A 25,591-nucleotide genomic window follows, 5' to 3' on the forward strand; every position below is an offset into this window, starting at 1 on the left:
CATGGCCGGCCTGCAGCACGCGCGGATCGGCGCCTCCCTCGAGGTCGCCAGCGCCAGCCTGGCCGGGCACCGCTTCGAGAAGCACAGCCACGACGAGTTCGTCATCAGCGCCAACCTCTGCGGATTGGAAGATGTCTGGCTGGATGGCCGTACCTTCCAGGCCGACAGCGGCGACCTGACCCTCTACAACCCGGGGCAGATCCAGGGCGGCGGCGTCCGCGACGGCCAGCCCTGGCGCTTCGCCAGCCTCTATCTGCCTGCCGCCGAACTGGCGAGCAGCCTGGATCTTTCCTCCGTCGAGTTCGACCGCCCGCTGCTGCGCAGTCCGGCGCTGGGCCGCGAGTTGGCCGCCAGCATCGAAGCCTTGCTGGCCAGCGACCGTTTCGCCCGCGAACGGGGCGAGGAGCGCCTGCTGGATTTCCTTGGCCGCCTGCTGGCGGCGAGCGGCACCCGCCTGCCGCAGAGGGCCGATCCTGGGCGCCCGGCTGTCGCCCGCCTGCAGGCGCTGCTCGCCGAGCGCCTGGCCGAACCGCCGGACCTGGATGAGATGGCGGAGCAGGTGGGCCTGTCGAAATACCACCTGCTGCGGGCGTTCAAGAAGGCCACCGGGCTCAGCCCGCGCCAGTGGAGCATGCAACTGCGCACCCGCCGCGCCCTCGGCCTGTTGCGCCGTGGCCTGGCGGTGGGCGAGGTGGCCCACGCCCTGGGCTTCGCCGACCAGAGCCACCTGACCCGTTACTTCACCAGCGCCTACGGCATTTCGCCGGGCCGCTACCAGCGCGCCGTGCGCGGCTGAACTGCGCAATCCGGTTCAAGTCGGCGGAGCCGCCGGCCGGGATAATCCGACGTCCCACCACGGAGTCGTCGTTCCATGCTCGCCATCTTCCTCGCCGCCTTGCTGTTCGGTTTCGCCTTCAATGTTTCCCCTGGCGCGGTGTTCAGCGAAACGCTGCGCCGCGGTTTGACCGGCGGCTTCCGCCCGGCGTTGCTGGTGCAACTGGGGTCGCTGATCGGCGATGCCGTCTGGGCCCTGCTCGGGCTCACCGGGCTGGCGCTGCTGCTGGGCTACGAGCAGGTGCGGATTCCCCTGACCCTGGCCTGTGCCGCCTACCTGGCCTGGCTCGGCGTGCAAGGCTTGCGCGACGCCTGGAGTCCGCCGCTGGCGGCGGAGGATGCCGGCGAGCAGGGGCGCAACGCCTTCGGCGCCGGCGCGGCGATCTCCCTGTCCAACCCGAAGAACGTGGTCTACTGGGGTGCCCTCGGCAGCGCCCTGGCGGGGATCGTCGACGGCACGCCGAACCAGGCGCAGTCGCTGGTGTTCTTCGCCGGTTTCATGCTCTCGTCGCTGATCTGGTGCTTTTGCTGCGCGGCGCTGGTGGACTGGCTGCGGCGCAACACCTCGCTGTTCTGGCACCGCGTCAGCTACGCCGGTTGCGGCGTGCTCCTGCTCGGCCTGGCGGGACTGGCGCTGCGCGGGCTGTAGACGCGCCTCAGGCCGGCGCCAGGCGCCGCCGCAGCAGGCGTTGGCGCAGGCTTTCGAACGTGCCGAGGTCGACATGCCGGGCATGGTCGCCGACGACGATCCGGCCGTCGGGCAGCTCCGCCCAGTGCTGTAGTCCGCCCTCCAGGTCCAGTTCGCCGTAGCGGATGCGCAGCGCCCGGCCGGATTCGAGGTGCCAGAGCTGGGCGAGGTCCCGCGAGCGATGCGGTTCCAGCCACGGCGCCAGGAGCAGCCAGCCTCCGTCCAGGGCCTGGAGCTTCAGGTAGGGGCCTTCGGCCAGGCCGTCCAGCGAGTGGCTGCGGATCTCGCCGCTGTCGAGCCGGCCTTCGCAGAGCGTTTCACGCTCCAGCCAGACGATGGTCCCGGGCGCCGCCGAGGTCGGTTGCGCCGGATCGGCGGGCAGATCCTTGCCGACGGGGAACGGCAGGGGCTGGATGCGTGCCTCGCGCCATTCGAAGAACTGCCCGCGGGAGAGCAGGCAGACGCGCTGGTCCGGAGTGGTGAAGACCGCCGGCGGATTCTCGATGGAGCGCCGCGCTTGCGGCACCTCGAAGAGCAACCGCGGTTCGTCGTTGCCCTGGGCGAAGCCCGGATAGAGGAAGAACAGGCCGCGGTCGGCCAGGAGCAGGTCGTCCCCGGCCAGGCCGATGGCAAGTTCCGGGGTGCGGCGTTGGCGCAACGACTGCGCCGGCGGCAGCGGCAAGGGCGGTAGTTCGGGCGTCAACGAGGCGAGGTCGCGGGAGCGATGCAGCCAGGCGTAGGGGCTTCCCGAACGGGTCATCCTGACCCAGGCGTGCAGGCCGTCCGCCGAACTGGCCCGGCAGAGCAACGCGCCCTGGGTTTCCTCCGCGCCATCGGGCAGGCGTTGCAGCCTGGGCCATTGGCGCAGGTCCAGCAGGTCGCGGCTGTCCTCGCCCGGCAGGCGGGCGATGGCCAGGCCGGGCGCCAGGTGCTCGGCGTGTTCGAGGCAGATGTAGGCCGAAGCCGGCGCCAGGCCGGCCGGCGCGGCGGCGGGGAGGGCCGCCCGGGCGCCCTCGGGGGCGTTTTCCTGGCGCAGCGTGCGGGCGTTGTGGCCCTGCGCTGCGAGCGCATCGAGGAGGCGCTGGCTGTGGGGGGCGCCGACCACGTACAGGTTCAGGCTGTCGTCTTCGTCCAGGCGTTCCACCAACGCCAGTCCGAGGGATTCCAGCTCCTGGCCGAGGGCTGGCAGGAAATCCTCGGGAAGGTCGTCGCGCAGGCGCTCCAACAGCGTCTCCAGTGCGGCGGAGGCCAACTGCGGGAAGCGTCCGGCATAGTCTCGGCGGAGTACGCCGAGCACGTCGGGCAGGCGGATCTTCCAATCGAAGGTAACGGGCGTGTCCATGCGTGCGATCCGTTGCGAAGTGGGTTGCGCAACGGTATTCACTGGCTGTCGCCGTTGTAAAGCGGCGGGAGGGATATCAGGCGAAGTCGCCCCAGAGTTGCTGGGCCACCGCCAACGCTACCACCGGAGCGGTCTCGGTGCGCAGCACTCGCGGGCCGAGGCGCGCGGAGTGGAAACCGGCCGCCTGAGCCTGCTCCACCTCGGCATCGCTCAGGCCGCCTTCGGGACCCACCAGGAAGGCCAGGCGCGACGGCGGCGCATGGCTGGCCAGGGGGGCGGCCACAGGGTGCAGGACCAGCCTGAGCTCATCGTCCCGCCCACGCAGCCAGTCCTCCAGGGCCAGAGGCGGATGGATCAGCGGCAGGCTCGAACGGCCGCACTGCTCGCAGGCGCTGATCGCCACCTGGCGCCAGTGCTGCAGGCGCTTGTCGGCGCGCTCATCCTTCAGGCGCACTTCGCAACGCTCGCTGACGATCGGGGTGATTTCCGCCACCCCCAGCTCGGTGGCCTTCTGGATAGCCCAGTCCATCCGCTCGCCGCGCGACAGGCCTTGCCCCAGGTGGATACGTAGGGGCGAGTCGGGCTGGCCGGCGAACTGCTCGCGGAGTTCGACGCGGACATTCTTCTTGCCGACCTCGACCAGCTCGCCGAGGTATTCCCGGCCGCTGCCGTCGAACAGTTGCACGGCGTCGCCCGTGGCATGCCGCAGCACGCGGCCGATGTAGTGGGCCTGGGCCTCGGGCAGGTCGTGCTGGCCGAGGGAGAGAGGCTGGTCGACGAAGAAGCGGGACAGGCGCATGGCGATTCGAGGGTAGTGGCGACAGGCGCGCAGTTTACTGCCTGCCGCGGGGCGCTGGAACCGGCCCCCTCGGAACGAAGGGGCGGCGACGTTCAGCCCGGATCGCGGTGGTCCGGGTGGAAGTCGCTGACCGCCACGCTGACCGCGTCGCGGGTGGCGATGTCGATGCCTTCGCTGGCCACCTCGGCGAGGAAGTCGATCTGCTCCGGGGTAATCACGTAGGGCGGCAGGAAATACACCACGCTGCCCAGCGGGCGCAGCAGCGCGCCGCGCTCCAGGCCATGCTGGAAGACCTTCAGGCCGCGGCGCTCCTGCCAGGGGTAGGGCGTCCTGGACGCCTTGTCCTGGACCATTTCGATGGCCAGGACCATCCCGGTCTGGCGCACCTCGGCGACATGCGGGTGGTCGGCCAGGTGCGCGGTGGCCCTGGCCATGTGGGTGGACAGCGCGCGGTTGGCCTCGATCACCTTGTCTTCCTCGAAGATGTCCAGGGTCGCCAGGGCGGCGGCGCAGGCCAGCGGGTTGCCGGTATAGGTGTGCGAGTGGAGGAAGGCGCGCAGGGTCTGGTAGTCGTCGTAGAAGCCCCGGTAGATGGTCTCGCTGGTCAGCACCGCGGACATCGGCAGGTAGCCGCCGGTGAGGGCCTTGGACAGGCAGAGGAAATCCGGGGCGATGCCGGCCTGCTCGCAGGCGAACATCGTCCCGGTGCGGCCGAAGCCCACCGCGATCTCGTCGTGGATCAGGTGCACGCCATAGCGGTCGCAGGCTTCGCGCAGCAGCTTGAGGTAGACCGGATGGTACATGCGCATGCCGCCGGCGCCCTGGATCAGCGGTTCGACGATGACCGCGGCGATCTCGTCGTGCCCTTCGGCCAGGGTGCGCTCCATGTGGGCGAACATGTTCCGCGAATGTTCTTCCCAGCACATGCCGTCCGGACGCAGGAAGCAGTCCGGGCTGGGCACCTTGATGGTGTCCAGCAGCAGCGACTTGTAGGTTTCGGTGAACAGCGCCACGTCGCCCACCGACATCGCCGCGATGGTTTCGCCGTGGTAGCTGTTGGTCAGGGTGACGAAGCGCTTCTTGCGCGGCCTGCCGCTATTGAGCCAGAAGTGGTAGCTCATCTTCAGCGCGACCTCGATGCCCGCCGAGCCGCTGTCGGCGTAGAACACCCGGTCGAGCCCCGGCGGGGTGATCTTCACCAGTCGCTCCGACAGCTCGATCACCGGCTGGTGGCTGAATCCGGCGAGGATCACGTGCTCCAACTGGTCGACCTGGTCCTTGATGCGCTGGTTGATGCGCGGGTTGGCGTGGCCGAACACATTGACCCACCAGGAACTGACCGCGTCGATGTAGCGCTTGCCTTCGAAATCCTCCAGCCAGACGCCTTCGCCGCGGCGGATCGGGATCACCGGCAGGCGTTCGTGGTCTTTCATCTGGGTACAGGGATGCCAGAGTACGTTCAGGTCGCGCTGCATCCAGTCGGCGTTAAGGCCCATGGGCTGTCTCCTCGGATCGATCGGCAAAGCCTATGCAATGGGGGTGAGATGAACAACCCGGTGGGTTGGGACACATCCGACAGCAGCCGCCGACGGACTCCTATGGTGGCCCAAACGGCTCTGGCGTATGCTGCGCGCCGTTGCGTCTTTGCTTTTTTTCTGGGGAGTCCGGTATGTCGTTAAGGTGGCTGCGCGCCGCGGCGTTTCTCATGTTGGGGGTGTTCAGCGCGGTGGCGCTGGGCAAGGATAGACAGCCTACGGCGATCGTCGTCGGCGCGGGCCTGGCAGGCCTGAGCGCGGCCTACGAATTGCAGAAGGACGGCTGGCAGGTCACGGTGCTCGAGGCGCGGCCGCAGGTGGGCGGGCGTTCCGGCCTGGCCACCAGCGAATGGGTCGGCAACCAGAAGGTCCAGCCCACGCTCAATGCCTACCTGGACACCTTCAAGCTGAAGCCGGTGCCGGCGCCGGACTTCGTCCGCACCCCCAGCTACCTGATCGACGGCCTGTACTACAGCAGCAGCGATCTCGCGCTCAAGCAGCCGAACGTCGCCGCCGACCTCAAGCGCTTCGAGTCGACCCTGGACGATCTCTCGGCATCGATCTCCGATCCGCTCAACCCCGCCTCGAGCAATACCCTGTTCGCCCTCGACCAGATGAACGCCGCGCGCTGGCTGGACAAGCTGAACCTGTCGCCGACCGCGCGCCTGCTGGTCAACCAGCGTATCCGCTCGCGCTACGACGAACCGTCGCGCCTGTCGCTGCTCTACCTCGCCCAGCAGGGCCGCGCCTACCGTGGCGTCGATGACCGCGACCTGCGCGCGGCGCGCCTGCCCGGCGGCAGCCAGGTGCTGGCGGAAGCCTTCGTCAAGCAGATCAAGACGATCAAGACCAAATCCAAGGTGTCGAGCATCGTCCAGGCCAAGGACGGCGTCGCCGTCAAGGCCGGCAGCGAGACCTACAAGGCCGACTACGTGGTTCTCGCCGTGCCGCTGAAGGCGCTCGGCCAGATCCAGATGACCCCGTCCCTGAGCGGTACCCAGATGTCCGCGCTGAAGGGCACCAACTATGGCTGGCGCGACCAGATCCTGCTGAAGTTCAAGCGCCCGGTGTGGGACGACAAGTCGCGCCTCTCCGGCGAGATCTTCAGCGACCAGGGCCTGGGCATGATCTGGGTCGAGCCGGCGCTGAAAGGCGGCGCCAACGTGCTGATCAACCTGTCCGGCGACAACGCCCGCGTGCTGCAGGCTTTCGGCGACCGGCAGATGGTCGACCAGGTGCTGATCCGCATGAACAAGTTCTATCCGAAGATGCGCGGTGCCTTCGCCGGCTACGAAATTCGTCGCTACAGCGCCGACCCGGGCACCGGCGGTTCCTACCTGGCCTACGGTCCGGGCCAGGTGACGCGCTTCTGGCGGATCTGGGAACAGCCGCTGTCGCGGGTCGCCTTCGCCGGCGAGCACACCGATGCGCTGTACCCCGGCACCATCGAGGGGGCGCTGCGCAGCGGCAAGCGCGCCGCCAGCCAGGTGCGCGACCTGTACGCCGGCAAGACGCCGGTGATCGAGGGCGCGCCGATGGTGGCGAAGGCCGAGAAGGTAGCCGCACCGACGACCGGCGGCGAGAAGAAGAACCCGTTCGCCTGGTTCACCCGCCTGTTCGATTGATCCCCTTCGCCGGCGCCGGAAGCTCCGGCGCCTTGCGCTTCCCGGTTCGCAGCGCAATCCAGGGTTTTTTCTTAGCCTGCGAACCTATCTTGTGAATCGATGTTTCAAAGCAGAATTTTCTGCTTTAACTCGATGGATTTGCCGCTAGTCTTGAGGCTTCGCTTTTCAAGGAAGTTTTTCATGCAGTGGCGCAATACCTCATCCCGTTACGGCGTATTCAGCCTGTTCCTGCACTGGGGCAGCGCGCTGGTGGTCTTCGGCCTGTTTGGCCTGGGCCTGTGGATGCGCGAACTGAGCTATTACGACCCCTGGTACCACCCCGCGCCGGCGCTGCATAAAAGCATCGGCATCCTGCTGGCCATCGCCCTGCTGGTGCGGATCGTCTGGCGTTTCGTCAGCCCGCCGCCGCCGGCGCCGGTCAACCACGGTCCGCTCACGCGGGTAGCGAGCAAGCTCGGCCACCTCGCGCTGTACGGGCTGCTGCTGGCGGTGATCGTCGCGGGCTACCTGATTTCCACCGCCGACGGCGAACCGATCAGCGTATTCGGCTGGTTCTCCGTGCCGGCGACCCTCAGCGGGCTGCCCGACCAGGCGGACGTCGCGGGTGAAATCCATCTCTACCTGGCCTGGGCGCTGGTGGTCTTCGCCGCCCTCCATGCCCTGGCCGCCCTCAAGCATCACTTCGTCGACCGCGACCCGACCCTAAAGCGCATGCTCGGTCGCTCGTCGAATGATCAACAACCACGTTAAGGAGAATGTCCATGCTGAAGAAGACCCTTGCCGCGCTGGCGCTCGGCTCCGCACTGTTCACCGCCGGCCAGGCAATGGCCGCGGACTACAAGATCGACAAGGAAGGCCAGCACGCCTTCATCGAGTTCCGCATCAAGCACCTGGGCTATAGCTGGCTGTACGGCCGCTTCAACGACTTCGACGGCAGCTTCACCTTCGACGAGAAGAACCCGTCGGCCGACAAGGTCAAGGTGACCATCAACACCAACAGCGTGGACACCAACCATGCCGAGCGTGACAAGCACCTGCGCAGCGGTGATTTCCTCAACGTCAGCAAGAACCCGACCGCTACCTTCGAATCCACCGAAGTGAAGGCCAACGGCGACAGCGCCGACATCACCGGCAACCTGACCCTGAACGGCGTGACCAAGCCGGTCACCATCAAGGCCAAGCTGATCGGCCAGGGCGACGACCCGTGGGGCGGCTACCGTGCCGGCTTCGAAGGCAGCGCCACCCTGAAGCTGAAAGACTTCGGCATCAAGATGGACCTCGGCCCGGCATCCCAGGAAGTCGAGCTGCTGCTCTCCGTCGAAGGCATTCGCCAGTAAGCGGATACCTGAAACGAAAAACGCCGGCGATCGCCGGCGTTTTTCATTGTGCTTCGAAAAGAATGTTCTTAAATATCCTCAAGCGGTTGCGCGGCCAGGCATTGGTCGAGGAGATGCACCAGGGTGGCCTGTTCAACCGGGGTGAGCGGGGCAAACAACTCGTCATGCACGCGTGACATGATGGCCTCCGCATGCTGGTGGATGGCCAGCCCCTCGTCGGTGAGGAAGAGCTGGAAGCTGCGCTGGTCGCTGGGGTTGCGCTCGCGGCGGACCAGGTTTCTTCCCTCCAGCTCGCGGATCTTCCGGGTGATCAGTGCCTTGTCGCGGCACATCTGGCGTCCCAGGTCCTGCAGGTTCAGCCCGCGTTGTTCGTCGATAAGCTTCAATACATGGACGTCGGGCGGGGTCAGGTCGAGTCGCTGGCAATCGAGCTCGCTCTGGATGCGCGTCCGCACATGCTGGAAGACCGCCATCAGCGCGGGCATCAGGTCGGGATTCACGGGGTAGTTCATTGGTTTGGCCGAGTAAACCTAATGTAAATGTGGTTGATCCAGTCAACTATTTTGCTTATTTTAGTTGACCTTATCAACCTTGTTTCAGGTTCTGAATATGGGCCATGGCGCCGGGTGGATAACCGGCCATCGAGCTAAAACGTTTCAGGTGTTTTCACGCGAGGCTTTCGGACGTTTACAAACACCTATGAATGTAAGTATTTTGCCTGCCTTCTTCGAGCCGGTGCAGCGCCTTCACGCTGCATCGGCCGCTTTCGCTCATGAGGACAACGCTATGCAACGAACGCCAGCCATGCGTGTACTGGTTCCGGCCCTGCTGGTCGCGATTTCGGCCCTTTCCGGGTGCGGAAAAAGCGAGGCGCCGCCGCCGGCGCAAACGCCGGAGGTCGGGATCGTGACCCTGGAAGCGCAGACGGTGACCCTGAATACCGAGCTGCCGGGCCGGACCAATGCGTTCCGCATCGCCGAGGTGCGTCCCCAGGTGAACGGCATCATCCTCAAGCGCCTGTTCAAGGAAGGCAGCGACGTCAAGGCCGGGCAGCAGCTCTACCAGATCGACCCCGCCACCTACGAGGCCGACTACCAGAGCGCCCAGGCCAACCTGGCTTCGACCCAGGAGCAGGCCCAGCGCTACAAGCTGCTGGTCGCCGACCAGGCCGTGAGCAAGCAGCAGTACGCCGACGCCAATGCCGCCTACCTGCAGTCCAAGGCGGCGGTGGAGCAGGCGCGGATCAACCTGCGCTACACCAAGGTGCTGTCGCCGATCTCCGGCCGCATCGGCCGTTCCGCGGTGACCGAAGGCGCCCTGGTGACCAACGGCCAGGCCAACGCGATGGCCACCGTGCAACAGCTCGACCCGATCTACGTCGACGTCACCCAGCCGTCCACCGCCCTGCTGCGCCTGCGCCGCGAACTGGCCAGCGGCCAGTTGGAGCGCGCCGGCGACAACGCGGCGAAGGTCTCCCTGAAGCTGGAGGACGGTAGCCAATACCCGCTGGAAGGTCGCCTCGAATTCTCCGAGGTTTCCGTCGACGAAGGCACCGGCTCGGTCACCATCCGCGCCGTGTTCCCCAACCCGAACAACGAGCTGCTGCCCGGCATGTTCGTTCACGCGCAGTTGCAGGAAGGCGTCAAGCAGAAGGCCATCCTCGCTCCGCAGCAAGGCGTGACCCGCGACCTCAAGGGCCAGGCTACCGCGCTGGTGGTGAACGCGCAGAACAAGGTCGAGCTGCGGGTGATCAAGGCCGACCGGGTGATCGGCGACAAATGGCTGGTTACCGAAGGCCTGAACGCCGGCGACAAGATCATTACCGAAGGCCTGCAGTTCGTGCAGCCGGGTGTCGAGGTGAAGACCGTGCCGGCGAAGAATGTCGCGTCCGCGCAGAAGGCCGACGCCGCTCCGGCGAAAACCGACAGCAAGGGCTGATCAAGGGGATTCGTAATGTCGAAGTTTTTCATTGATAGGCCCATTTTCGCGTGGGTGATCGCCTTGGTGATCATGCTCGCGGGCGGCCTGTCGATCCTCAGTCTGCCGGTCAACCAGTACCCGGCCATCGCCCCGCCGGCCATCGCCGTGCAGGTGAGCTACCCGGGCGCCTCGGCCGAGACGGTGCAGGACACCGTGGTCCAGGTGATCGAGCAGCAGATGAACGGGATCGACAATCTGCGCTACATCTCCTCGGAGAGTAACTCCGACGGCAGCATGACCATCACCGTGACCTTCGAACAGGGCACCGACCCCGACATCGCCCAGGTCCAGGTGCAGAACAAGCTGCAACTGGCCACCCCGCTACTGCCGCAGGAAGTGCAGCGCCAGGGGATCCGGGTGACCAAGGCGGTGAAGAACTTCCTCATGGTGGTCGGTGTGGTTTCCACCGACGGCAGCATGACCAAGGAAGACCTGTCGAACTACATCGTTTCCAACATCCAGGACCCGCTCTCGCGGACCAAGGGCGTCGGTGACTTCCAGGTGTTCGGCTCGCAGTACTCGATGCGCATCTGGCTCGACCCGGCCAAGCTGAACAGCTACCAGCTGACCCCCGGCGACGTGAGCAGCGCGATCCAGGCGCAGAACGTGCAGATTTCCTCCGGCCAGCTCGGCGGCTTGCCGGCGGTCAAGGGCCAGCAGCTCAACGCCACCATCATCGGCAAGACCCGCCTGCAGACCGCGGAGCAATTCGAGAACATCCTGCTCAAGGTCAATCCCGACGGTTCCCAGGTGCGCCTGAAGGACGTCGCCGATGTCGGCCTGGGCGGCCAGGACTACAGCATCAACGCGCAGTTCAACGGCAGCCCGGCGTCCGGTATCGCGATCAAGCTGGCCACCGGCGCCAACGCGCTGGATACCGCCAAGGCGATCCGCCAGACCATCGCCAACCTGGAACCGTTCATGCCGCAGGGCATGAAGGTGGTCTACCCGTACGACACCACCCCGGTGGTCTCGGCCTCGATCCATGAGGTAGTGAAGACCCTCGGCGAGGCGATCCTCCTCGTGTTCCTGGTGATGTACCTGTTCCTGCAGAACTTCCGCGCCACGCTGATCCCGACCATCGCCGTACCGGTGGTGCTGCTGGGGACCTTCGGCGTGCTCGCCGCGTTCGGCTTCTCGATCAACACCCTGACCATGTTCGGCATGGTGCTGGCCATCGGCTTGCTGGTGGACGACGCCATCGTGGTGGTGGAGAACGTCGAGCGGGTGATGGCCGAGGAAGGCCTGTCGCCAAGGGAGGCGGCGCGCAAGTCCATGGGTCAGATCCAGGGCGCGCTGGTCGGTATCGCCATGGTGCTCTCGGCGGTATTCCTGCCGATGGCGTTCTTCGGCGGCTCCACCGGGGTGATCTACCGGCAGTTCTCCATCACCATCGTGTCGGCCATGGCCCTCTCGGTGATCGTGGCGCTGATCCTCACCCCGGCGCTCTGCGCGACCATGCTCAAGCCGATCGAGAAAGGCGACCATGGCGAGCACAAGGGCGGCTTCTTCGGCTGGTTCAACCGGATGTTCCTTTCCACCACCCACGGCTACGAGCGGGGCGTGGCGTCGATCCTCAAGCATCGCGCGCCGTACCTGCTGATCTACGTGGTGATCGTGGCCGGGATGATCTGGATGTTCACCCGCATTCCCACCGCGTTCCTTCCCGACGAGGACCAGGGCGTACTGTTCGCCCAGGTACAGACCCCGCCGGGCTCCAGTGCCGAGCGTACCCAGGTGGTGGTGGACTCGATGCGCGAATACCTGCTGGAGAAGGAAAGCTCTTCGGTCAGCTCGGTGTTCACCGTGACCGGCTTCAACTTCGCCGGCCGCGGCCAGAGTTCGGGCATGGCGTTCATCATGCTCAAGCCCTGGGAAGAGCGTCCCGGTGGCGAGAACAGCGTGTTCGAACTGGCCAAGCGCGCGCAGATGCACTTCTTCAGCTTCAAGGACGCGATGGTGTTCGCCTTCGCGCCGCCGTCGGTACTGGAACTGGGTAACGCCACCGGCTTCGACCTGTTCCTCCAGGACCAGGCGGGTGTCGGCCACGAAGTCCTGCTCCAGGCGCGCAACAAGTTCCTCATGCTCGCCGCGCAGAACCCGGCGCTGCAACGCGTGCGCCCCAACGGCATGAGCGACGAACCGCAGTACAAGCTGGAGATCGACGACGAGAAGGCCAGCGCCCTCGGCGTGTCCCTTGCCGACGTCAACAGCACCGTGTCCATCGCCTGGGGTTCCAGCTACGTCAACGACTTCATCGACCGTGGCCGGGTCAAGCGGGTCTACCTGCAGGGCAGGCCGGACGCGCGGATGAACCCGGACGACCTGAGCAAGTGGTACGTGCGCAACGACAAGGGCGAGATGGTGCCGTTCAACGCCTTCGCCACCGGCAAGTGGGAATACGGTTCGCCGAAGCTGGAGCGCTACAATGGCGTGCCGGCGATGGAGATCCTCGGCGAGCCGGCGCCCGGCCTGAGTTCCGGTGACGCCATGGCGGCGGTCGAGGAGATCGTCAAGCAATTGCCGAAAGGCGTTGGCTACTCCTGGACCGGCCTGTCCTACGAGGAGCGCTTGTCCGGCTCGCAGGCGCCGGCGCTGTATGCGCTGTCGCTGCTGGTGGTGTTCCTCTGCCTGGCGGCCCTGTACGAAAGCTGGTCGATTCCGTTCTCGGTGATGCTGGTGGTGCCGTTGGGCGTGATCGGCGCGCTGCTGGCGACGTCCATGCGCGGCCTGTCCAACGACGTGTTCTTCCAGGTGGGCCTGTTGACGACCATCGGCCTGTCGGCGAAGAACGCCATTCTCATCGTGGAGTTCGCCAAGGAGCTGCACGAGCAGGGCAAGGGCATCGTCGAGGCGGCCATCGAAGCCTGCCGCATGCGTCTGCGGCCGATCGTGATGACCTCCCTGGCGTTCATCCTCGGCGTGGTCCCGCTGGCGATCTCCACCGGCGCCGGCTCGGGCAGCCAGCATGCGATCGGTACCGGCGTGATCGGCGGCATGGTCACTGCGACCGTCCTGGCGATCTTCTGGGTACCGCTGTTCTACGTGGCGGTCAGCACGCTGTTCAAGGACGAGGCGTCCAAGCAGCAAGCGTCCGTCGAAAAGGGGCAATGATATGAAACGGTCCTTCCTTTCCCTGGCGGTAGCCGCTGTCGTTCTGTCCGGCTGCTCGCTGATCCCCGACTACCAGCGCCCCGAGGCGCCGGTAGCCGCGGCCTACCCGCAAGGGCAGGCCTACGGGCAGAACACCGGCGCGGCGGCCGTTCCGGCCGCCGACATCGGCTGGCGCGAGTTCTTCCGCGACCCGCAGTTGCAGCAACTGATCGGCGTGGCGCTGGAAAACAACCGCGACCTGCGGGTCGCCGCGCTGAACGTCGAGGCCTTCCGGGCGCAGTACCGCATCCAGCGGGCCGACCTGTTCCCGCGGATCGGCGTGGACGGTAGCGGCACCCGCCAGCGTTTGCCGGGCGACCTGTCGACCACCGGCAGTCCGGCGATTTCCAGCCAGTACGGGGTGACCCTGGGCACTACCGCCTGGGAACTCGATCTCTTCGGCCGCCTGCGCAGCCTGCGCGACCAGGCCCTGGAGCAGTACCTGGCGACCGAACAGGCGCAGCGCAGCGCGCAGACCACCCTGGTGGCCAGCGTGGCGACCGCCTACCTGACGCTGAAGGCCGACCAGGCGCAGTTGCAGCTGACCAAGGACACCCTGGGCACCTACCAGAAGAGTTTCGACCTGACCCAGCGCAGCTACGACGTCGGCGTCGCCTCCGCGCTCGACCTGCGCCAGGCGCAGACCGCCGTGGAAGGCGCCCGCGCGACCCTGGCGCAGTACACCCGCCTGGTAGCCCAGGACCAGAATGCGCTGGTCCTGCTGCTGGGCTCCGGGATCCCGGCGAACCTGCCGCAAGGCCTGGGCCTGGACCAGACCCTGCTGACCGAAGTGCCGGCGGGTCTGCCGTCGGACCTGCTGCAACGGCGCCCGGACATCCTCGAGGCCGAGCACCAGCTCATGGCTGCCAACGCCAGCATCGGCGCCGCGCGCGCGGCGTTCTTCCCGAGCATCAGCCTGACCGCCAACGCCGGCACCATGAGCCGCCAACTGTCCGGCCTGTTCGACGCCGGTTCGGGTTCCTGGTTGTTCCAGCCGTCGATCAACCTGCCGATCTTCACCGCCGGCAGCCTGCGTGCCAGCCTGGACTACGCGAAGATCCAGAAGGACATCAACGTCGCGCAGTACGAGAAGGCGATCCAGACGGCGTTCCAGGAAGTCGCCGACGGCCTGGCCGCGCGCGGTACCTTCACCGAGCAGTTGCAGGCGCAGCGTGATCTGGTCAAGGCCAGCGACGAGTACTACCAGCTCGCCGACAAGCGCTACCGCACGGGGGTGGACAACTACCTGACCCTGCTCGACGCGCAACGCTCGCTGTTCACCGCGCAGCAGCAACTGATCACCGACCGCCTCAATCAGCTGACCAGCGAGGTCAACCTGTACAAGGCCCTCGGCGGCGGCTGGAACCAGCAGACCGTGACCCAGCAGCAGACCGCGAAGAAGGAAGATCCCCAGGCTTGATCGCCTTCCGCGCCATGCAAGAACGCCGACCCTAGGGTCGGCGTTTTTTTATCCTCGCGGAAGTCGGCGGGTCCGCGTCACGGACCCGCTCGGCCTTAGCGGTTGCGGGTCAGCAGTGCGGGGCGCTCGCCCTTGCGCCGCGGTTCCAGCTCGTCGAGCTGCTCGGCGGTGGGGAAGCGATCCATGCGCACCAGGTCGCGCTTGTTGATCACCACCGGCTGGCGGCTCGGCTGCTTGCCGGTGCCATACTCGGACGGCTCGCGCAGCGGCGCGTCGCTCATCCGCGAGGCATTCTCGCGACCCTGGCCGCGCGGCTTGCCGGCGCGCGGTTTCTTCGCCTTGCCCTGGCCGGCACCCTGACCGCGAGCGCCGCCTTGAGCGGCGCCCTGGCTCTTGCCGCGAGCTTGGCCCTGGCCTTGGCCACGACCCTGCTGGCCGGTGCCGCCCTGGGGTTTCTGCTGGCCACCGCGGCGTCCGCGTCCCTTGTTTTCCTGGCCCTGGTAGGGGCTGACGTAGTCGGCGCGGTTGCCGAAATTGTCGAAGTCGTCGTCGAGGAACTCTTCCGGATCGCGATTACCGTCGACTTCCGGCGGCCGATTGGGCTTGGCCGGACGCGCTTCGCGGCTCTGCCGCGGCTGCTGCGCTTGGCCGGCCTCGCGGTTTTCCTTGTTCTTGCCACCGCGACGGCGGCGCTTTCCAGCCGGCTTCTCGGTACCGTCCTGGGCCGCAGCGACATTGCTGTCGGGGTTGCTCGCCTGGGCGTCTTTCGGCTTGCGCTCGCGGCTGCTGCGCCGTTCCTTGTCGCGGCGCGGCTGCTTCTGCGGCGCTTCGCGGGGCTCCGGCTGGGCCACCTCGGGCAGCACGGCCTCGGGGTCGAAACCCTGGGCATCGCCATCGGGAATACGCTGTCTGGTCATCTTCTCGATGGCCTTGAGCAGCTTCTCTTCGTCCGGCGCCACCAGCGAGATCGCCTCGCCGCTGCGTCCGGCTCGGCCGGTACGGCCGATGCGGTGGACATAGTCTTCCTCGACGTTGGGCAGCTCGTAGTTGACCACATGGGGCAACTGGTCGATATCCAGGCCGCGGGCGGCGATGTCGGTCGCCACCAGGATGCGCACGTCGTTGGCCTTGAAGTCGGCCAGCGCCTTGGTCCGCGCGTTCTGGCTCTTGTTGCCATGGATCGCGGCGGCCGGCAGGCCGTGCTTGGTCAGGTACTCGGCGAGACGGTTGGCGCCGTGCTTGGTACGGGTGAAGACCAGCACCTGTTCCCAGGCGCCGACGGTCACCAGGTGCGCCAGCAGGGCGCGCTTCTGCGGCGCCGGCAGGCGGAACACGCGTTGCTCGATGCGCTCGACCGTGGTGTTCGGCGGCGTTACCTCGATGCGTTCCGGGTTGTGCAGGAGCTTGTTGGCGAGGTCGACGATGTCTTTCGAGAAGGTTGCCGAGAACAGCAGGTTCTGGCGCTTGGGCGGCAGCTTGGCGAGAACCTTCTTCACATCGTGGATGAAGCCCATGTCGAGCATGCGGTCGGCTTCGTCGAGGACGAGGATTTCCACGTGGGACAGGTCGACCTTGTTCTGCCCGGCCAGGTCGAGCAGGCGGCCGGGGCAGGCGACGAGTACGTCGACGCCCTTGGCCAGGGCCTGGATCTGCGGGTTCATGCCAACCCCACCGAAGATGCAGGTGCTGTTCAGCGGCAGGTCGCGGGCGTAGACCTTGAAGCTGTCATGCACCTGGGCGGCCAGCTCACGGGTCGGGGTCAGTACCAGCACGCGCGCCTGGCGCGGGCCGTGGCGGTGTTCGCGGTCGGGATGACCGGCGGGGAACAGGCGCTCCAGTACCGGCAGGGCGAAACCACCGGTCTTGCCGGTGCCGGTCTGTGCCGCAACCATCAGGTCGCGACCTTGCAACACGGCGGGAATCGCCCGCTGTTGCACGGGAGTGGGCTGGCTGTAGCCCGCAGCCTCCACAGCGCGGGCAAGCGCCTCGGAGAGTCCGAGGGAAGAAAAGGACATGCGGGTTTTCCTATATGGGCCGGGGCGAGGCCGGCTGCTGTGAAATCACCAAGTTCTGCGAACTCCTGTCTACCTTCGGGCCCTGTCGGCCAGGGCGGAAGGTCTGGCCGCGGCGCTGCGTATGCGCTCGGTGGCCGGTGTCGAACGGGTGCCCTCGCGGGCATGGCCGCGCACCTGGTCGGGGGCGCTGGCCGGTTCGCTCCCGGCCCTGGGTGGGGGGGCCGGGGGCAGCGTCAACGGAGGGCTGCGGTCAGAGCAGGTCACGCTGGCGCAAATGCTGGCGGATCTCGTTGGCCCGGGAGCCAAGGAGGTTGCGCAGCAAGCTGTGATTCAGCCAATCCTCGATTTGTTCCGCAATCGGTTCCTGCGGATAGCGTTCGATGGCATTGGTCGCGGCTTTCTCCCACCAGACGGGGCCGCAGGCCCGGTCGAACTCGTTACTATATTCGTGGCAACCGTAGAGCAGTTCGATACTGAACTGGCGCATCGGAGCCGGCAACGGCAGGGTTCCCAGCTTGTACAGCAGACGCTTGGCACGCGGTGGGCGTGGCAGTCGATCGGTCACCTTGAGGGTGTCGTCGAGGGCTGCAGCGCTGAGAAGGGAGGAACCGTGCTTGCACAACCAGGCCTGGATCTTCGCGCGGAACAGCTGTTTCCGGCTCCAGTAATGGTGGATCAGGTCGGTACAACCCACCAGCTCCAGCCGCTTGTGGGCGGCGACGGCCAGGACGAATTCCTCAAGAGTATAGGCACCGTTGGCAATTGGATAGAGTTCATCCATTAATTCCAACGAACGGTCGAGTATTTTCGCCTCTTCCCGAGGCAGGCCGATGACGCCGGAGTTGAGCTGGTGCATCTCGTCGTCGGCCCAGCCGCGCTCGAACAGGTAGGGCGAGAGGTCGCGGTAGAGCGGGAAGTTACGGTGTTCGCCATAGCGCGCGCCGATCGCGTTGCACAGCAGGCTGCCGGGCTGGATGCGGTCGAACAGGCGCAGGGGCGAACTGTGGAAGAAGGTATCGGTGTCGATCAGCAATGCCTGGTCGGCGTCTTCCAGGGCGTCGCGCAGGGCCATGTGCTTGGCGCGGAAGTGATAGCCGTGCGGTTGGCACCAGGCGACCAGCTCCTCGGCCGTCACTTCGCGGACCTGCACCGGCAGGCCGGCGTAGGGACTGGGGTCGTCGGTATAGACCCTGACCGTCAGGCCATGCGCCGCCCCGTCGCGGAGGTGGGCGAAGGCGCTGGCGATGCTGAACAGGGCTTCCTGGTGGTAGGTCTGTCGCCCGTAGACCAGGTAGATCAGATGCTTGCGTGAGTTGGCCATGTCTGTCGTGGATCGCGTGAGAGGCTTCCCTGCCGGTATACGCTGCCGGGCCGAACCGCGTGGGCGGTATCAGCGTGGCAGCTGGAGATTCTTCCAGATCGCCAGGCTCGGATCGGCCTGGTTCAAAGTATAGAAATGCAGTCCCGGTGCGCCGCCCTCCAGCAGGCGTTCGCACATCTCGCTGATGACCTGCTCGCCGAAGGCCTGGATGCTGCGGCTGTCGTCGCCGTAGGCTTCCAGTTGCTTGCGGATCCAGCGCGGCAGTTCGGCGCCGCAGGCATCGGAGAAGCGCGCCAGCTTGGAGTAGTTGGTGATCGGCATGATGCCGGGGACCACCGGGATGTCCACGCCGAGCTTGGCGACCCGCTCGACGAAGTAGAAATAGGCATCGGCGTTGAAGAAGTACTGGGTGATGGCGCTGCTGGCGCCGGCCTTCACCTTGCGCACGAAGTTCGCCAGGTCATCCTCGAAGCTGCGCGCCTGGGGGTGGACTTCCGGATAGGCGGCGACCTCGATGTGGAAGTGGTCGCCGGTCTCGGTGCGGATGAAGTCCACCAGTTCGTTGGCGTAGCGCAGTTCGCCGCTGGCCATGCCCATGCCCGACGGCAGGTCGCCGCGCAGGGCGACGATGCGGCGGATGCCGGCCTCGCGGTAGCGGTCGAGCAGTTCGCGCAACTCGGCTTTCGAGTCGCCGACACAGGACAGGTGGGGCGCGGTCGGCACCTTCACCTCGCCGTCCAGTTGCAGCACGGTACTCAACGTGCGGTCGCGGGTGGATCCGCCGGCGCCGTAGGTGCAGGAGAAGAAGTCGGGCTTGTAGCCCGCCAGGTTGCGGGCGGTGGCCAACAGCTTTTCATGGCCGGCCTCGGTCTTCGCCGGGAAGAACTCGAAGCTGAAACGGCGTTCGCTCTGACTCATGATCGGTTCCTTGGACGCGACCACGGCCGCGCCTCTTCTTGTTGATTCCGACTAGCGCCGGGTACTTCAGTAGTACTGGCGGTAGTGCTCGATTTTTTCCCGCAGGCGTCGGGCCGTCGCGGCGTGGGCATGGCCGAGGCGAGCGAGGATCAGCTGCGACTCCTGGTGGTAGTTCGCGATCTTGTCCTGGTTCCAGGTCTGCGGCGGTGGCTGCAGGTTGGTGATGCGGTCGCACAGCTTGACCAGGGCGTACTGCGCCGGGCCCTCGGCAAGCGCCTGGAGATAGTCGTCGAGGGAACGCTTGGGGCCGTCGCCGACGCGCTTGCTCAGGGCCTGCACGCCGGCACAGACGAACTCGCCGAACTGTTGCCGCAGCTCCTCGGGTGAGGTCGCCGTGTCTTCCAGGGTGTCGTGCAGGACCGCGATCTGCAGGGTTTCCCCGAGCCGTTCGATGGCACCGTCGCGATCGGCGGCCAGCAGCGCGTTGGCGACCATGCCCAGGTGCACCAGATAAGGCAGCGGCGAGCCGCTGAGGGTCTGGTTGCGGTGGGCGCGGGCGGCGAACAGCCAGGCCTGGTTGTAGCGATCGGCGAGGTGCGTGGACATCGTGGGAGCGCTCATGCGAACGGGGCAGGCGCATGGCGCCTGCCCCGTGGTCCGCTTAGTAGCGATAGGTGTCCGGCTTGAACGGGCCTTCCACGCTCACGCCGATGTACTCGGCCTGTTTCGGGGTCAGTTGGGTGACCACGCCGCCGAAGCCCTTGACCATCTCCAGGGCCACTTCCTCGTCGAGCTTCTTCGGCAGCACTTCGACGCTCAGGCGCTTGGCCTTCTCGGCGGCCGGCAGGTCGGCGTACTTCTGCTCGAACAGGTGGATCTGCGCCAGCACCTGGTTGGCGAAGGAACCGTCCATGATCCGGCTCGGATGGCCGGTGGCGTTGCCCAGGTTGACCAGGCGGCCCTCAGCGAGAAGGATCAGGTAGTCGTCGTTGTGCGCGTCGAAACCATCCTTGCCGGTGCGGTGGATCTTGTGCACCTGCGGCTTGACCTCTTCCCAGGCCCAGTTCTTGCGCATGAAGGCGGTGTCGATCTCGTTGTCGAAGTGGCCGATGTTGCAGACCACCGCGCGCTTCTTCAGCGCCTTGAGCATGTTGGCGTCGCAGACGTTGACGTTGCCGGTGGTGGTGACGATCAGGTCGATCTTGCCCAGCAGCGCGGCGTCGATGCTGGCCTCGGTGCCGTCGTTGATGCCGTTCTTGTACGGCGAGACGACTTCGAAGCCGTCCATGCAGGCCTGCATGGCGCAGATCGGGTCGACTTCCGCGACCTTGACGATCATGCCTTCCTGGCGCAGCGACTGCGAGGAGCCTTTGCCCACGTCGCCGTAGCCGATCACCAGGGCCTGCTTGCCCGACAGCAGGTGGTCGGTGCCGCGCTTGATGGCGTCGTTGAGGCTATGGCGGCAGCCGTACTTGTTGTCGTTCTTGCTCTTGGTCACCGAGTCGTTGACGTTGATCGCCGGGACTTTCAGGGTGCCGTTCTTGAGCATGTCGAGCAGGCGGTGGACCCCGGTGGTGGTCTCTTCGGTGATGCCGTGGATGCGCTCGAGCATCTGCGGGTATTTCTTGTGCAGGATCTCGGTCAGGTCACCGCCGTCGTCCAGCACCATGTTGGCGTCCCACGGCTGGCCGTCCTTGAGGATGGTCTGCTCGATGCACCATTCGTACTCTTCCTCGGTCTCGCCCTTCCAGGCGAACACCGGGATGCCGGCGGCGGCGATGGCGGCGGCGGCCTGGTCTTGGGTGGAGAAGATGTTGCAGCTCGACCAGCGGACTTCGGCGCCCAGCGCGACCAGGGTCTCGATCAGCACGCCGGTCTGGATGGTCATGTGGATGCAACCGAGGATCTTTGCGCCTTTCAGCGGCTGCTGGCCGGCATACTTGCGGCGCAGGCCCATCAGTGCGGGCATTTCCGATTCGGCGATGATCAGCTCGCGGCGGCCCCAGGCGGCCAGGGTGATGTCGGCGACCTTGTAGTCGGTGAAACCGGCGGGCGTCATGACAGCGCTCATGCGTAACTCTCCATTCGTTGTCTGCGAATGGGCGCCGTTGGTGCGTTGACAGACCGGCGAGACCGGCCTGAGAGCGCGCTCCGTTCGAGCCTGACAGGCCTAGGCCTGCTGCAGCGCCCCTCGAACGGAAGGCGGGAGCGACCCGAAGGGCCGCCTGAGCGGGCGATTATAGCGGCGCCACATGAAACTCCCAAGTCACCCCTGATACGCCGCTCGTCGCCGTGCGTCGCGTCCTCGGGCTGCGGCGATGCACCGCAGCGCAGAAGCGCGGGGAATTTGCGGGTCAGGATGCTAGAGTGCGCGGTCATGAGAATCGCTCCCATCTCCCGCTCGCCGCTGCTGCAGTGGCTGAGCTTCGCCCTCTGTGCCTGCGTGCTGGTCAACGCGCTGGCTTGCGGCGTCCTGCACCTGCAGGCGCTGGGAGTGGGCAGCGACAAGGGGCAGAAGGCCAGCGTCGGGCTGTTCTGCGTCGCCGGTGCCAGCCAATGGCTATCCCTGGATCCCGACGACGGGTCCGCCGGCGATCCGGCACCGGTCAATCCCCAGTTGCCGATGAGCTGCCCGATGTGCAGCGCCCTGGTGCTGTTCGTCGCGCTCGGGGTGATCTGGTCCTGGCGCTTGCAACGGCGACGCCAGGCACGTTTCCGCCCGCCCGCCACGCGCGAGCCGGTGCCGCCCCGGTACGTCTGGCCGCCGGCCAACCCGCGCGCTTCCCCCGCCTGATCCTGAACGCCCGCCGCGCCGGGCATTTGCATCCGTCGCCCGTCCTGCCTCGTCCGCGCAGCGCTCGCCGCTGTCCATCCGGGCGAGGCGGGCGTGCCCACCATGCCTTGCTTCAGGATCGCTCGATGAAAAAGCACTCTACGGCCCGCCGCGTCCTCGCGCTGGGTCTCAACCTCACCCTGGCCGGCGTTCCGGCCTTGCTCTGGGCCGATGAGGAACCCACCGAACTGCCCGCCCTCACCGTCAGCGCCGGCGCCGGCGGGGAAACCCCGCCGGCCCTCGATCTCGACGACAGCGCCGGCGGCGGCTCGCGCCTGGGCCTGAGCCTGCGCGAGACTCCCGGCTCGGTAAGCGTGGCCAACCGTGCCAGCTTCGAGCGGCGCGGCCTGCGCAGCACCCAGGACATCGCCAACAGCCTGCCCGGCGTGAACGCCTCGGCGCCGCCCGGCTTCGGCGGCTTCGTCACCTACCGCGGCTTCAGCTCGAACCAGGTCAACCAGTTGTTCAACGGCATTCCGGTGCAATACAGCAGCGCCATGCGTCCGCTGGACGACTGGATCGTCGACCGCGTCGAGCTGGTCGGCGGTCCGTCCTCCTTCCTCAACGGCGCCGGTGCCGTCGGCGGCTCGCTGGACTACATCAGCAAGCTCGCCGACCGCTACGGCGATTTCATGGAAGGCCGGGTGCGCTACGGCAGCTACGACGATTCGGAAGTCGCCTTCGGCTTCAACCAGGCCCTGGGCATCGGCCCCGAGCCGAAGCACTTCGTGCGCCTGGACGTCAGCCGCAGCGGCGGCAACGGCTACGTCGACCGCAATTCGCGCGAATCGTGGAACGTCGCTTTCTCCCTGCTCAGCGACCTGACCCCGGACCTTTCCCACACCCTGGCCCTGGAGTACCAGGACGAGCAGGAAGACAGCCCCTACTGGGGCACACCGGTGCTCAATCCCTACGCCGGCGAGCTGAAGATCGACAAGAGCCGTCGCCGCGAGAACTACAACGTCGCCGATGGCCGCTACGAACAGCGCGTGCGCTGGCTGCGCTCGATCCTCGAATACCGGGTCAGCGACAGCACGCGCTGGCGCAACACCTTCTACCACTACGACGCCGAGCGCGATTACCGCAACCTCGAGACCTACCGCTACAACGCCGACAACAGCGGGGTGGTGCGCTCCAACGCATTCCTCCAGCGCCACGACCAGCAGCTCAACGGCAACCGCTTCGAGCTACAGCACAGCCAGCCGCTGTTCGGACTGGCCAGCGACTGGGCGCTGGGCTTCGACTACAGCATCAACAAGCAGACGCGCTTCCCGAGTACCGCCTCCGGGCCGTTCGGTACGGTCGATCCGGCCAGTTTCGAGCCGGGCCACTTCTACGACCTGCCGGGCATGCGTCCCGGCCACCGGAAGGACCGCAGCAACGAGGTGCGCACCAGCGCGTTGTTCGCCGAGAACCGCCTGGGCCTGACCGACGAGCTGTCGCTGGTCACCGGGCTGCGCTACGACCACCTCGACCTCGACGTGCGCAACCATCGGACGGTGACCGCCAGCGATCCTGCACACTTCGAACGGCGCTGGGACGTGCTCACCGGGCGCGCCGGGCTGGTCTACCAGTTCACTCCGCACGCCAACGTCTACCTGCAATACAGTACCGCCGCCGACCCGCCGGGCGGGGTGCTGACCAGCGCCAGCTTCGGCCAGGTCCGCGACTACGACCTGTCCACCGGCGACCAGTGGGAGCTGGGCAGCAAGTTCGATTTCCTCGAGGGTCGCGGCAGCGCCACCCTGGCCGCCTACCGCATCGTCCGCCGGGACTTCTCGGTGGCCGACCCGAACAACCCCAACCTCAGCGTGCCGGTGGGCCAGCAGACCTCCAGGGGCATCGAGGCCGCCGCCTCCCTGCGGATCACCCCGAAGCTTCTGGCCGAGGGCAATTTCGCCTGGGTCGACGCGCAGTACGACGAGTTCACCGAGAACGTCGGCGGCGTCGCTGTCTCGCGCAAGGGCAAGACGCCGCCGAACGTGCCGGAGCGGGTCGGCAACCTGTGGCTGACCTACGACTTCGACCCGGCCTGGCAGGGCGGGGTGGACGCGCGCTACGTGTCCTCGGTGTACGCCAACAACGCCAACACCTGGCACGTGCCGTCCTACACGGTCTACGGGACTTTCCTCAGCTACCGGCTGGACGAGCGCACGCGGATCACCGGGCGCGTGCGCAACCTCACCGACGAGGTCTACGCGCGCTTCGTGCAGAGCACGCCGCTGTACTACGTCGGCGACCCGCGCACCTTCGAGCTGAGCGTGCAGACGCGCTTCTGAGGAGTCGTCGATGAAACGCTACCTGTACCTGTGGCACCGCTGGCTGGGCATCGGCTGCTGCCTGCTGATGGTGCTCTGGTTCGTCTCCGGCATGGTCATGCTGTATGTCGGCTATCCCAAGCTGACTCCGCTGGAACGCCTGGCCCACCTGCCCGAGCTGGACGGCTGCGAGGCCTGCGTACCGCTGCGGACGGCCCTCGCCGGCAGCGATGGAAAGACCCCGCGGAGCATCCGGCTGGCCAGCGTAGGAGGCCTGCCGACCTACCTGCTGGACGATGCCGACGGACGCACGCGTGCGCTGGCGGCGCGCGACGGCCGACCGCTGGCGGTGGACGCGGACAGGGTGCTGGCTTCGGCCCGTGCTTTCAGCGGCGAAGTACCGATGCAGTTGCAAGGGCGGATCGAGGAAGACGCCTGGACCCATACCCGCAACCTCGATCCGCACCGGCCGCTATGGCGGGTGCAGACCGCGGACGAGCAGGGCCGGCTGCTCTACCTGTCCTCGCAGACCGGCGAGGTGGTACGCGACGCCAGCCGCCGGGAGCGCGCCTGGAACTGGCTCGGCGCCTGGCTGCACTGGCTCTATCCGCTGCGCGGCGGCGGGTTCGACGGGCAGTGGGCGAACCTGGTGATCGGCCTGTCGCTGCTGGCGACCCTGGCGACCGTCCTCGGCATCCTCGTCGGCCTGCTCCGCTGGCGCTTCCGCAAGCCCTACCGCAGCGGCTCGCGCTCGCCCTATGCGGGCGGTTTCCAGCGCTGGCACCACCTCGCCGGCCTGCTCTTCGGCGCGCTGGTGCTGAGCTGGATCTTCAGCGGGCTGATGTCGATGAATCCGTGGAACCTGTTCGGCCGCGGTACGCCGCTCGACCTCGCGGCCTACCAGGGCGGTAGCTGGGACCGGGCGCTGCCCGCCGGACTGGAGGCGGACGCTGTCCTGCGGCGCTTGCGTGCCGCCGGGTTGCGGGTGCGCGAGCTGGAGTGGCGGGCGCTCGACGGCGAGCCCTATGCGCTCGGGCGCAGCGCCAGCGGCAACAGCCTGCTGCTGACGGCGGATGGCGAAATCCTCCGCGAGCTACCCGCGGATCGCCTGCTGGCGGCGGCTCGCGCGCTGCTGCCGGGCGTGCCGATGCAGGCCGAACGGTTGGAACGCTACGACTTCTATTACTACCCGCGCGAAGAACACAGCATGATGGGCTACCTGGAGCGGCGCCTGCCGGTCTGGCGCCTGCGTTTCGACGATCCCCGGCATACCTGGGTGCACCTGGATCCCTACAGCGGCGCGGTGGTTGGCGTGCTCGACGACGGTCGGCGCGGCAGCCGCTGGCTGTTTTCCCTGTTGCATAGCTGGGACTGGCTGCCGCTGCTGACCCGGCGTCCGCTGTGGGACCTGTGGATGCTCGGTTTCAGCCTCGGCGGCCTGGTGGTCTGCGCCAGCGGCTGCTGGATCGGCTGGCGTCGCCTGCGCGGCCGCCGTCCGAAGCGTCGCTGAGAGGGGCTACCTGGCAAGACTGG

General features: G+C 66.9%; 20 protein-coding genes and 1 riboswitch. Of the genes, 11 read left to right on the plus strand and 9 right to left on the minus strand.

From position 1 onward, the window contains the following. Nucleotide 1: 1 nt before the first annotated feature. Together JHD77_RS04970 and JHD77_RS04975 are read left to right on the plus strand one after the other, a co-directional pair. The gene (locus JHD77_RS04970) at nucleotides 2-796 is read left to right on the plus strand and encodes an AraC family transcriptional regulator (protein WP_003117898.1); all 795 of its coding nucleotides are present in this window, start codon (nucleotides 2-4) and stop codon (nucleotides 794-796) included. Nucleotides 797-871: 75 nt separating this feature from the next. After that, entirely contained in the window at nucleotides 872-1,483 is a 612-nt protein-coding gene (locus tag JHD77_RS04975; RefSeq protein ID WP_003084610.1) for a LysE family translocator, read from the plus strand. Nucleotides 1,484-1,490: 7 nt separating this feature from the next. Here JHD77_RS04975 and JHD77_RS04980 read toward each other — a convergent pair whose 3' ends face one another. From JHD77_RS04980 to JHD77_RS04990, 3 genes are all read right to left on the minus strand, one after another. Further along, nucleotides 1,491-2,906, minus strand: a complete 1,416-nt coding sequence (locus JHD77_RS04980; protein ID WP_010895506.1) for a hypothetical protein — start codon at nucleotides 2,904-2,906, stop codon at nucleotides 1,491-1,493. Nucleotides 2,907-2,940: 34 nt separating this feature from the next. Beyond that, nucleotides 2,941-3,663 (minus strand): 16S rRNA (uracil(1498)-N(3))-methyltransferase, encoded by a 723-nt coding sequence (locus JHD77_RS04985; RefSeq protein WP_003160910.1) that lies wholly within the window; start codon nucleotides 3,661-3,663, stop codon nucleotides 2,941-2,943. Nucleotides 3,664-3,755: 92 nt separating this feature from the next. After that, nucleotides 3,756-5,159, minus strand: coding sequence for an adenosylmethionine--8-amino-7-oxononanoate transaminase (locus tag JHD77_RS04990; RefSeq protein WP_003106128.1), 1,404 nt, complete (start codon nucleotides 5,157-5,159; stop codon nucleotides 3,756-3,758). A 173-nt stretch (nucleotides 5,160-5,332) separates the two neighbouring features. Between JHD77_RS04990 and JHD77_RS04995 the strand changes: the two genes are divergently transcribed. The 3 genes from JHD77_RS04995 (at nucleotide 5,333) to JHD77_RS05005 (ending at nucleotide 8,160) form a co-directional block, all read left to right on the plus strand. Next, nucleotides 5,333-6,823 carry a flavin monoamine oxidase family protein gene (locus tag JHD77_RS04995; protein ID WP_009315065.1) on the plus strand — a complete coding sequence of 497 codons (1,491 nt, stop codon included), beginning with the start codon at nucleotides 5,333-5,335 and terminating at the stop codon, nucleotides 6,821-6,823. 180 nt (nucleotides 6,824-7,003) lie between these two features. After that, nucleotides 7,004-7,573 (plus strand): cytochrome b, encoded by a 570-nt coding sequence (locus JHD77_RS05000; protein WP_003111544.1) that lies wholly within the window; start codon nucleotides 7,004-7,006, stop codon nucleotides 7,571-7,573. Nucleotides 7,574-7,584: 11 nt separating this feature from the next. Next, the gene (locus JHD77_RS05005; protein ID WP_003084626.1) at nucleotides 7,585-8,160 is read left to right on the plus strand and encodes a YceI family protein; all 576 of its coding nucleotides are present in this window, start codon (nucleotides 7,585-7,587) and stop codon (nucleotides 8,158-8,160) included. Nucleotides 8,161-8,228: 68 nt separating this feature from the next. On the opposite strand, the gene mexR is transcribed toward JHD77_RS05005, so the two are convergent. Beyond that, nucleotides 8,229-8,672, minus strand: a complete 444-nt coding sequence (gene mexR / locus JHD77_RS05010; protein WP_003114897.1) for a MarR family transcriptional repressor MexR — start codon at nucleotides 8,670-8,672, stop codon at nucleotides 8,229-8,231. A 274-nt stretch (nucleotides 8,673-8,946) separates the two neighbouring features. Between mexR and mexA the strand changes: the two genes are divergently transcribed. From mexA to oprM, 3 genes are read left to right on the plus strand one after another with little or no spacing between them, the layout of a single operon-like run. Continuing rightward, complete coding sequence (gene mexA, locus JHD77_RS05015; protein ID WP_003118819.1) at nucleotides 8,947-10,098, plus strand: multidrug efflux RND transporter periplasmic adaptor subunit MexA; 1,152 nt, start codon at nucleotides 8,947-8,949, stop codon at nucleotides 10,096-10,098. A 15-nt stretch (nucleotides 10,099-10,113) separates the two neighbouring features. Next, nucleotides 10,114-13,254: a multidrug efflux RND transporter permease subunit MexB gene (gene mexB, locus JHD77_RS05020; protein ID WP_017148571.1), complete on the plus strand. Its 3,141-nt coding sequence runs from the start codon at nucleotides 10,114-10,116 to the stop codon at nucleotides 13,252-13,254. Nucleotide 13,255: 1 nt separating this feature from the next. Beyond that, complete coding sequence (gene oprM / locus JHD77_RS05025; protein WP_003084633.1) at nucleotides 13,256-14,713, plus strand: multidrug efflux RND transporter outer membrane channel subunit OprM; 1,458 nt, start codon at nucleotides 13,256-13,258, stop codon at nucleotides 14,711-14,713. A gap of 95 nt (nucleotides 14,714-14,808) precedes the next feature. On the opposite strand, the gene JHD77_RS05030 is transcribed toward oprM, so the two are convergent. The 5 genes from JHD77_RS05030 to ahcY form a co-directional block, all read right to left on the minus strand. Continuing rightward, nucleotides 14,809-16,728: a DEAD/DEAH box helicase gene (locus JHD77_RS05030; RefSeq protein ID WP_003099895.1), complete on the minus strand. Its 1,920-nt coding sequence runs from the start codon at nucleotides 16,726-16,728 to the stop codon at nucleotides 14,809-14,811. Nucleotides 16,729-16,978: 250 nt separating this feature from the next. After that, a complete protein-coding gene (locus JHD77_RS05035; protein WP_199506525.1) occupies nucleotides 16,979-18,049 on the minus strand; it encodes a hypothetical protein in 1,071 nt (356 codons plus the stop codon). 69 nt (nucleotides 18,050-18,118) lie between these two features. Further along, nucleotides 18,119-18,967, minus strand: coding sequence for a methylenetetrahydrofolate reductase [NAD(P)H] (gene metF, locus JHD77_RS05040; protein WP_029769647.1), 849 nt, complete (start codon nucleotides 18,965-18,967; stop codon nucleotides 18,119-18,121). Nucleotides 18,968-19,033: 66 nt separating this feature from the next. After that, nucleotides 19,034-19,588 (minus strand): HD domain-containing protein, encoded by a 555-nt coding sequence (locus JHD77_RS05045; protein ID WP_012613508.1) that lies wholly within the window; start codon nucleotides 19,586-19,588, stop codon nucleotides 19,034-19,036. Nucleotides 19,589-19,628: 40 nt separating this feature from the next. After that, nucleotides 19,629-21,038 (minus strand): adenosylhomocysteinase, encoded by a 1,410-nt coding sequence (ahcY, locus tag JHD77_RS05050; RefSeq protein WP_003099900.1) that lies wholly within the window; start codon nucleotides 21,036-21,038, stop codon nucleotides 19,629-19,631. A gap of 22 nt (nucleotides 21,039-21,060) precedes the next feature. Then, a riboswitch (S-adenosyl-L-homocysteine riboswitch) is annotated at nucleotides 21,061-21,166 on the minus strand. Nucleotides 21,167-21,344: 178 nt separating this feature from the next. Between ahcY and JHD77_RS05055 the strand changes: the two genes are divergently transcribed. From JHD77_RS05055 to JHD77_RS05065, 3 genes are all read left to right on the plus strand, one after another. After that, entirely contained in the window at nucleotides 21,345-21,761 is a 417-nt protein-coding gene (locus JHD77_RS05055) for a DUF2946 domain-containing protein (protein ID WP_003109726.1), read from the plus strand. Between the two features lie 125 nt (nucleotides 21,762-21,886). After that, nucleotides 21,887-24,079, plus strand: coding sequence for a TonB-dependent receptor (locus JHD77_RS05060; protein ID WP_128682072.1), 2,193 nt, complete (start codon nucleotides 21,887-21,889; stop codon nucleotides 24,077-24,079). A gap of 10 nt (nucleotides 24,080-24,089) precedes the next feature. After that, entirely contained in the window at nucleotides 24,090-25,568 is a 1,479-nt protein-coding gene (locus tag JHD77_RS05065) for a PepSY domain-containing protein (protein WP_004352114.1), read from the plus strand. Nucleotides 25,569-25,591: the final 23 nt, after the last annotated feature.

The organism is Pseudomonas sp. P20, assembly GCF_016463925.1.
GTDB lineage: Bacteria > Pseudomonadota > Gammaproteobacteria > Pseudomonadales > Pseudomonadaceae > Pseudomonas > Pseudomonas aeruginosa.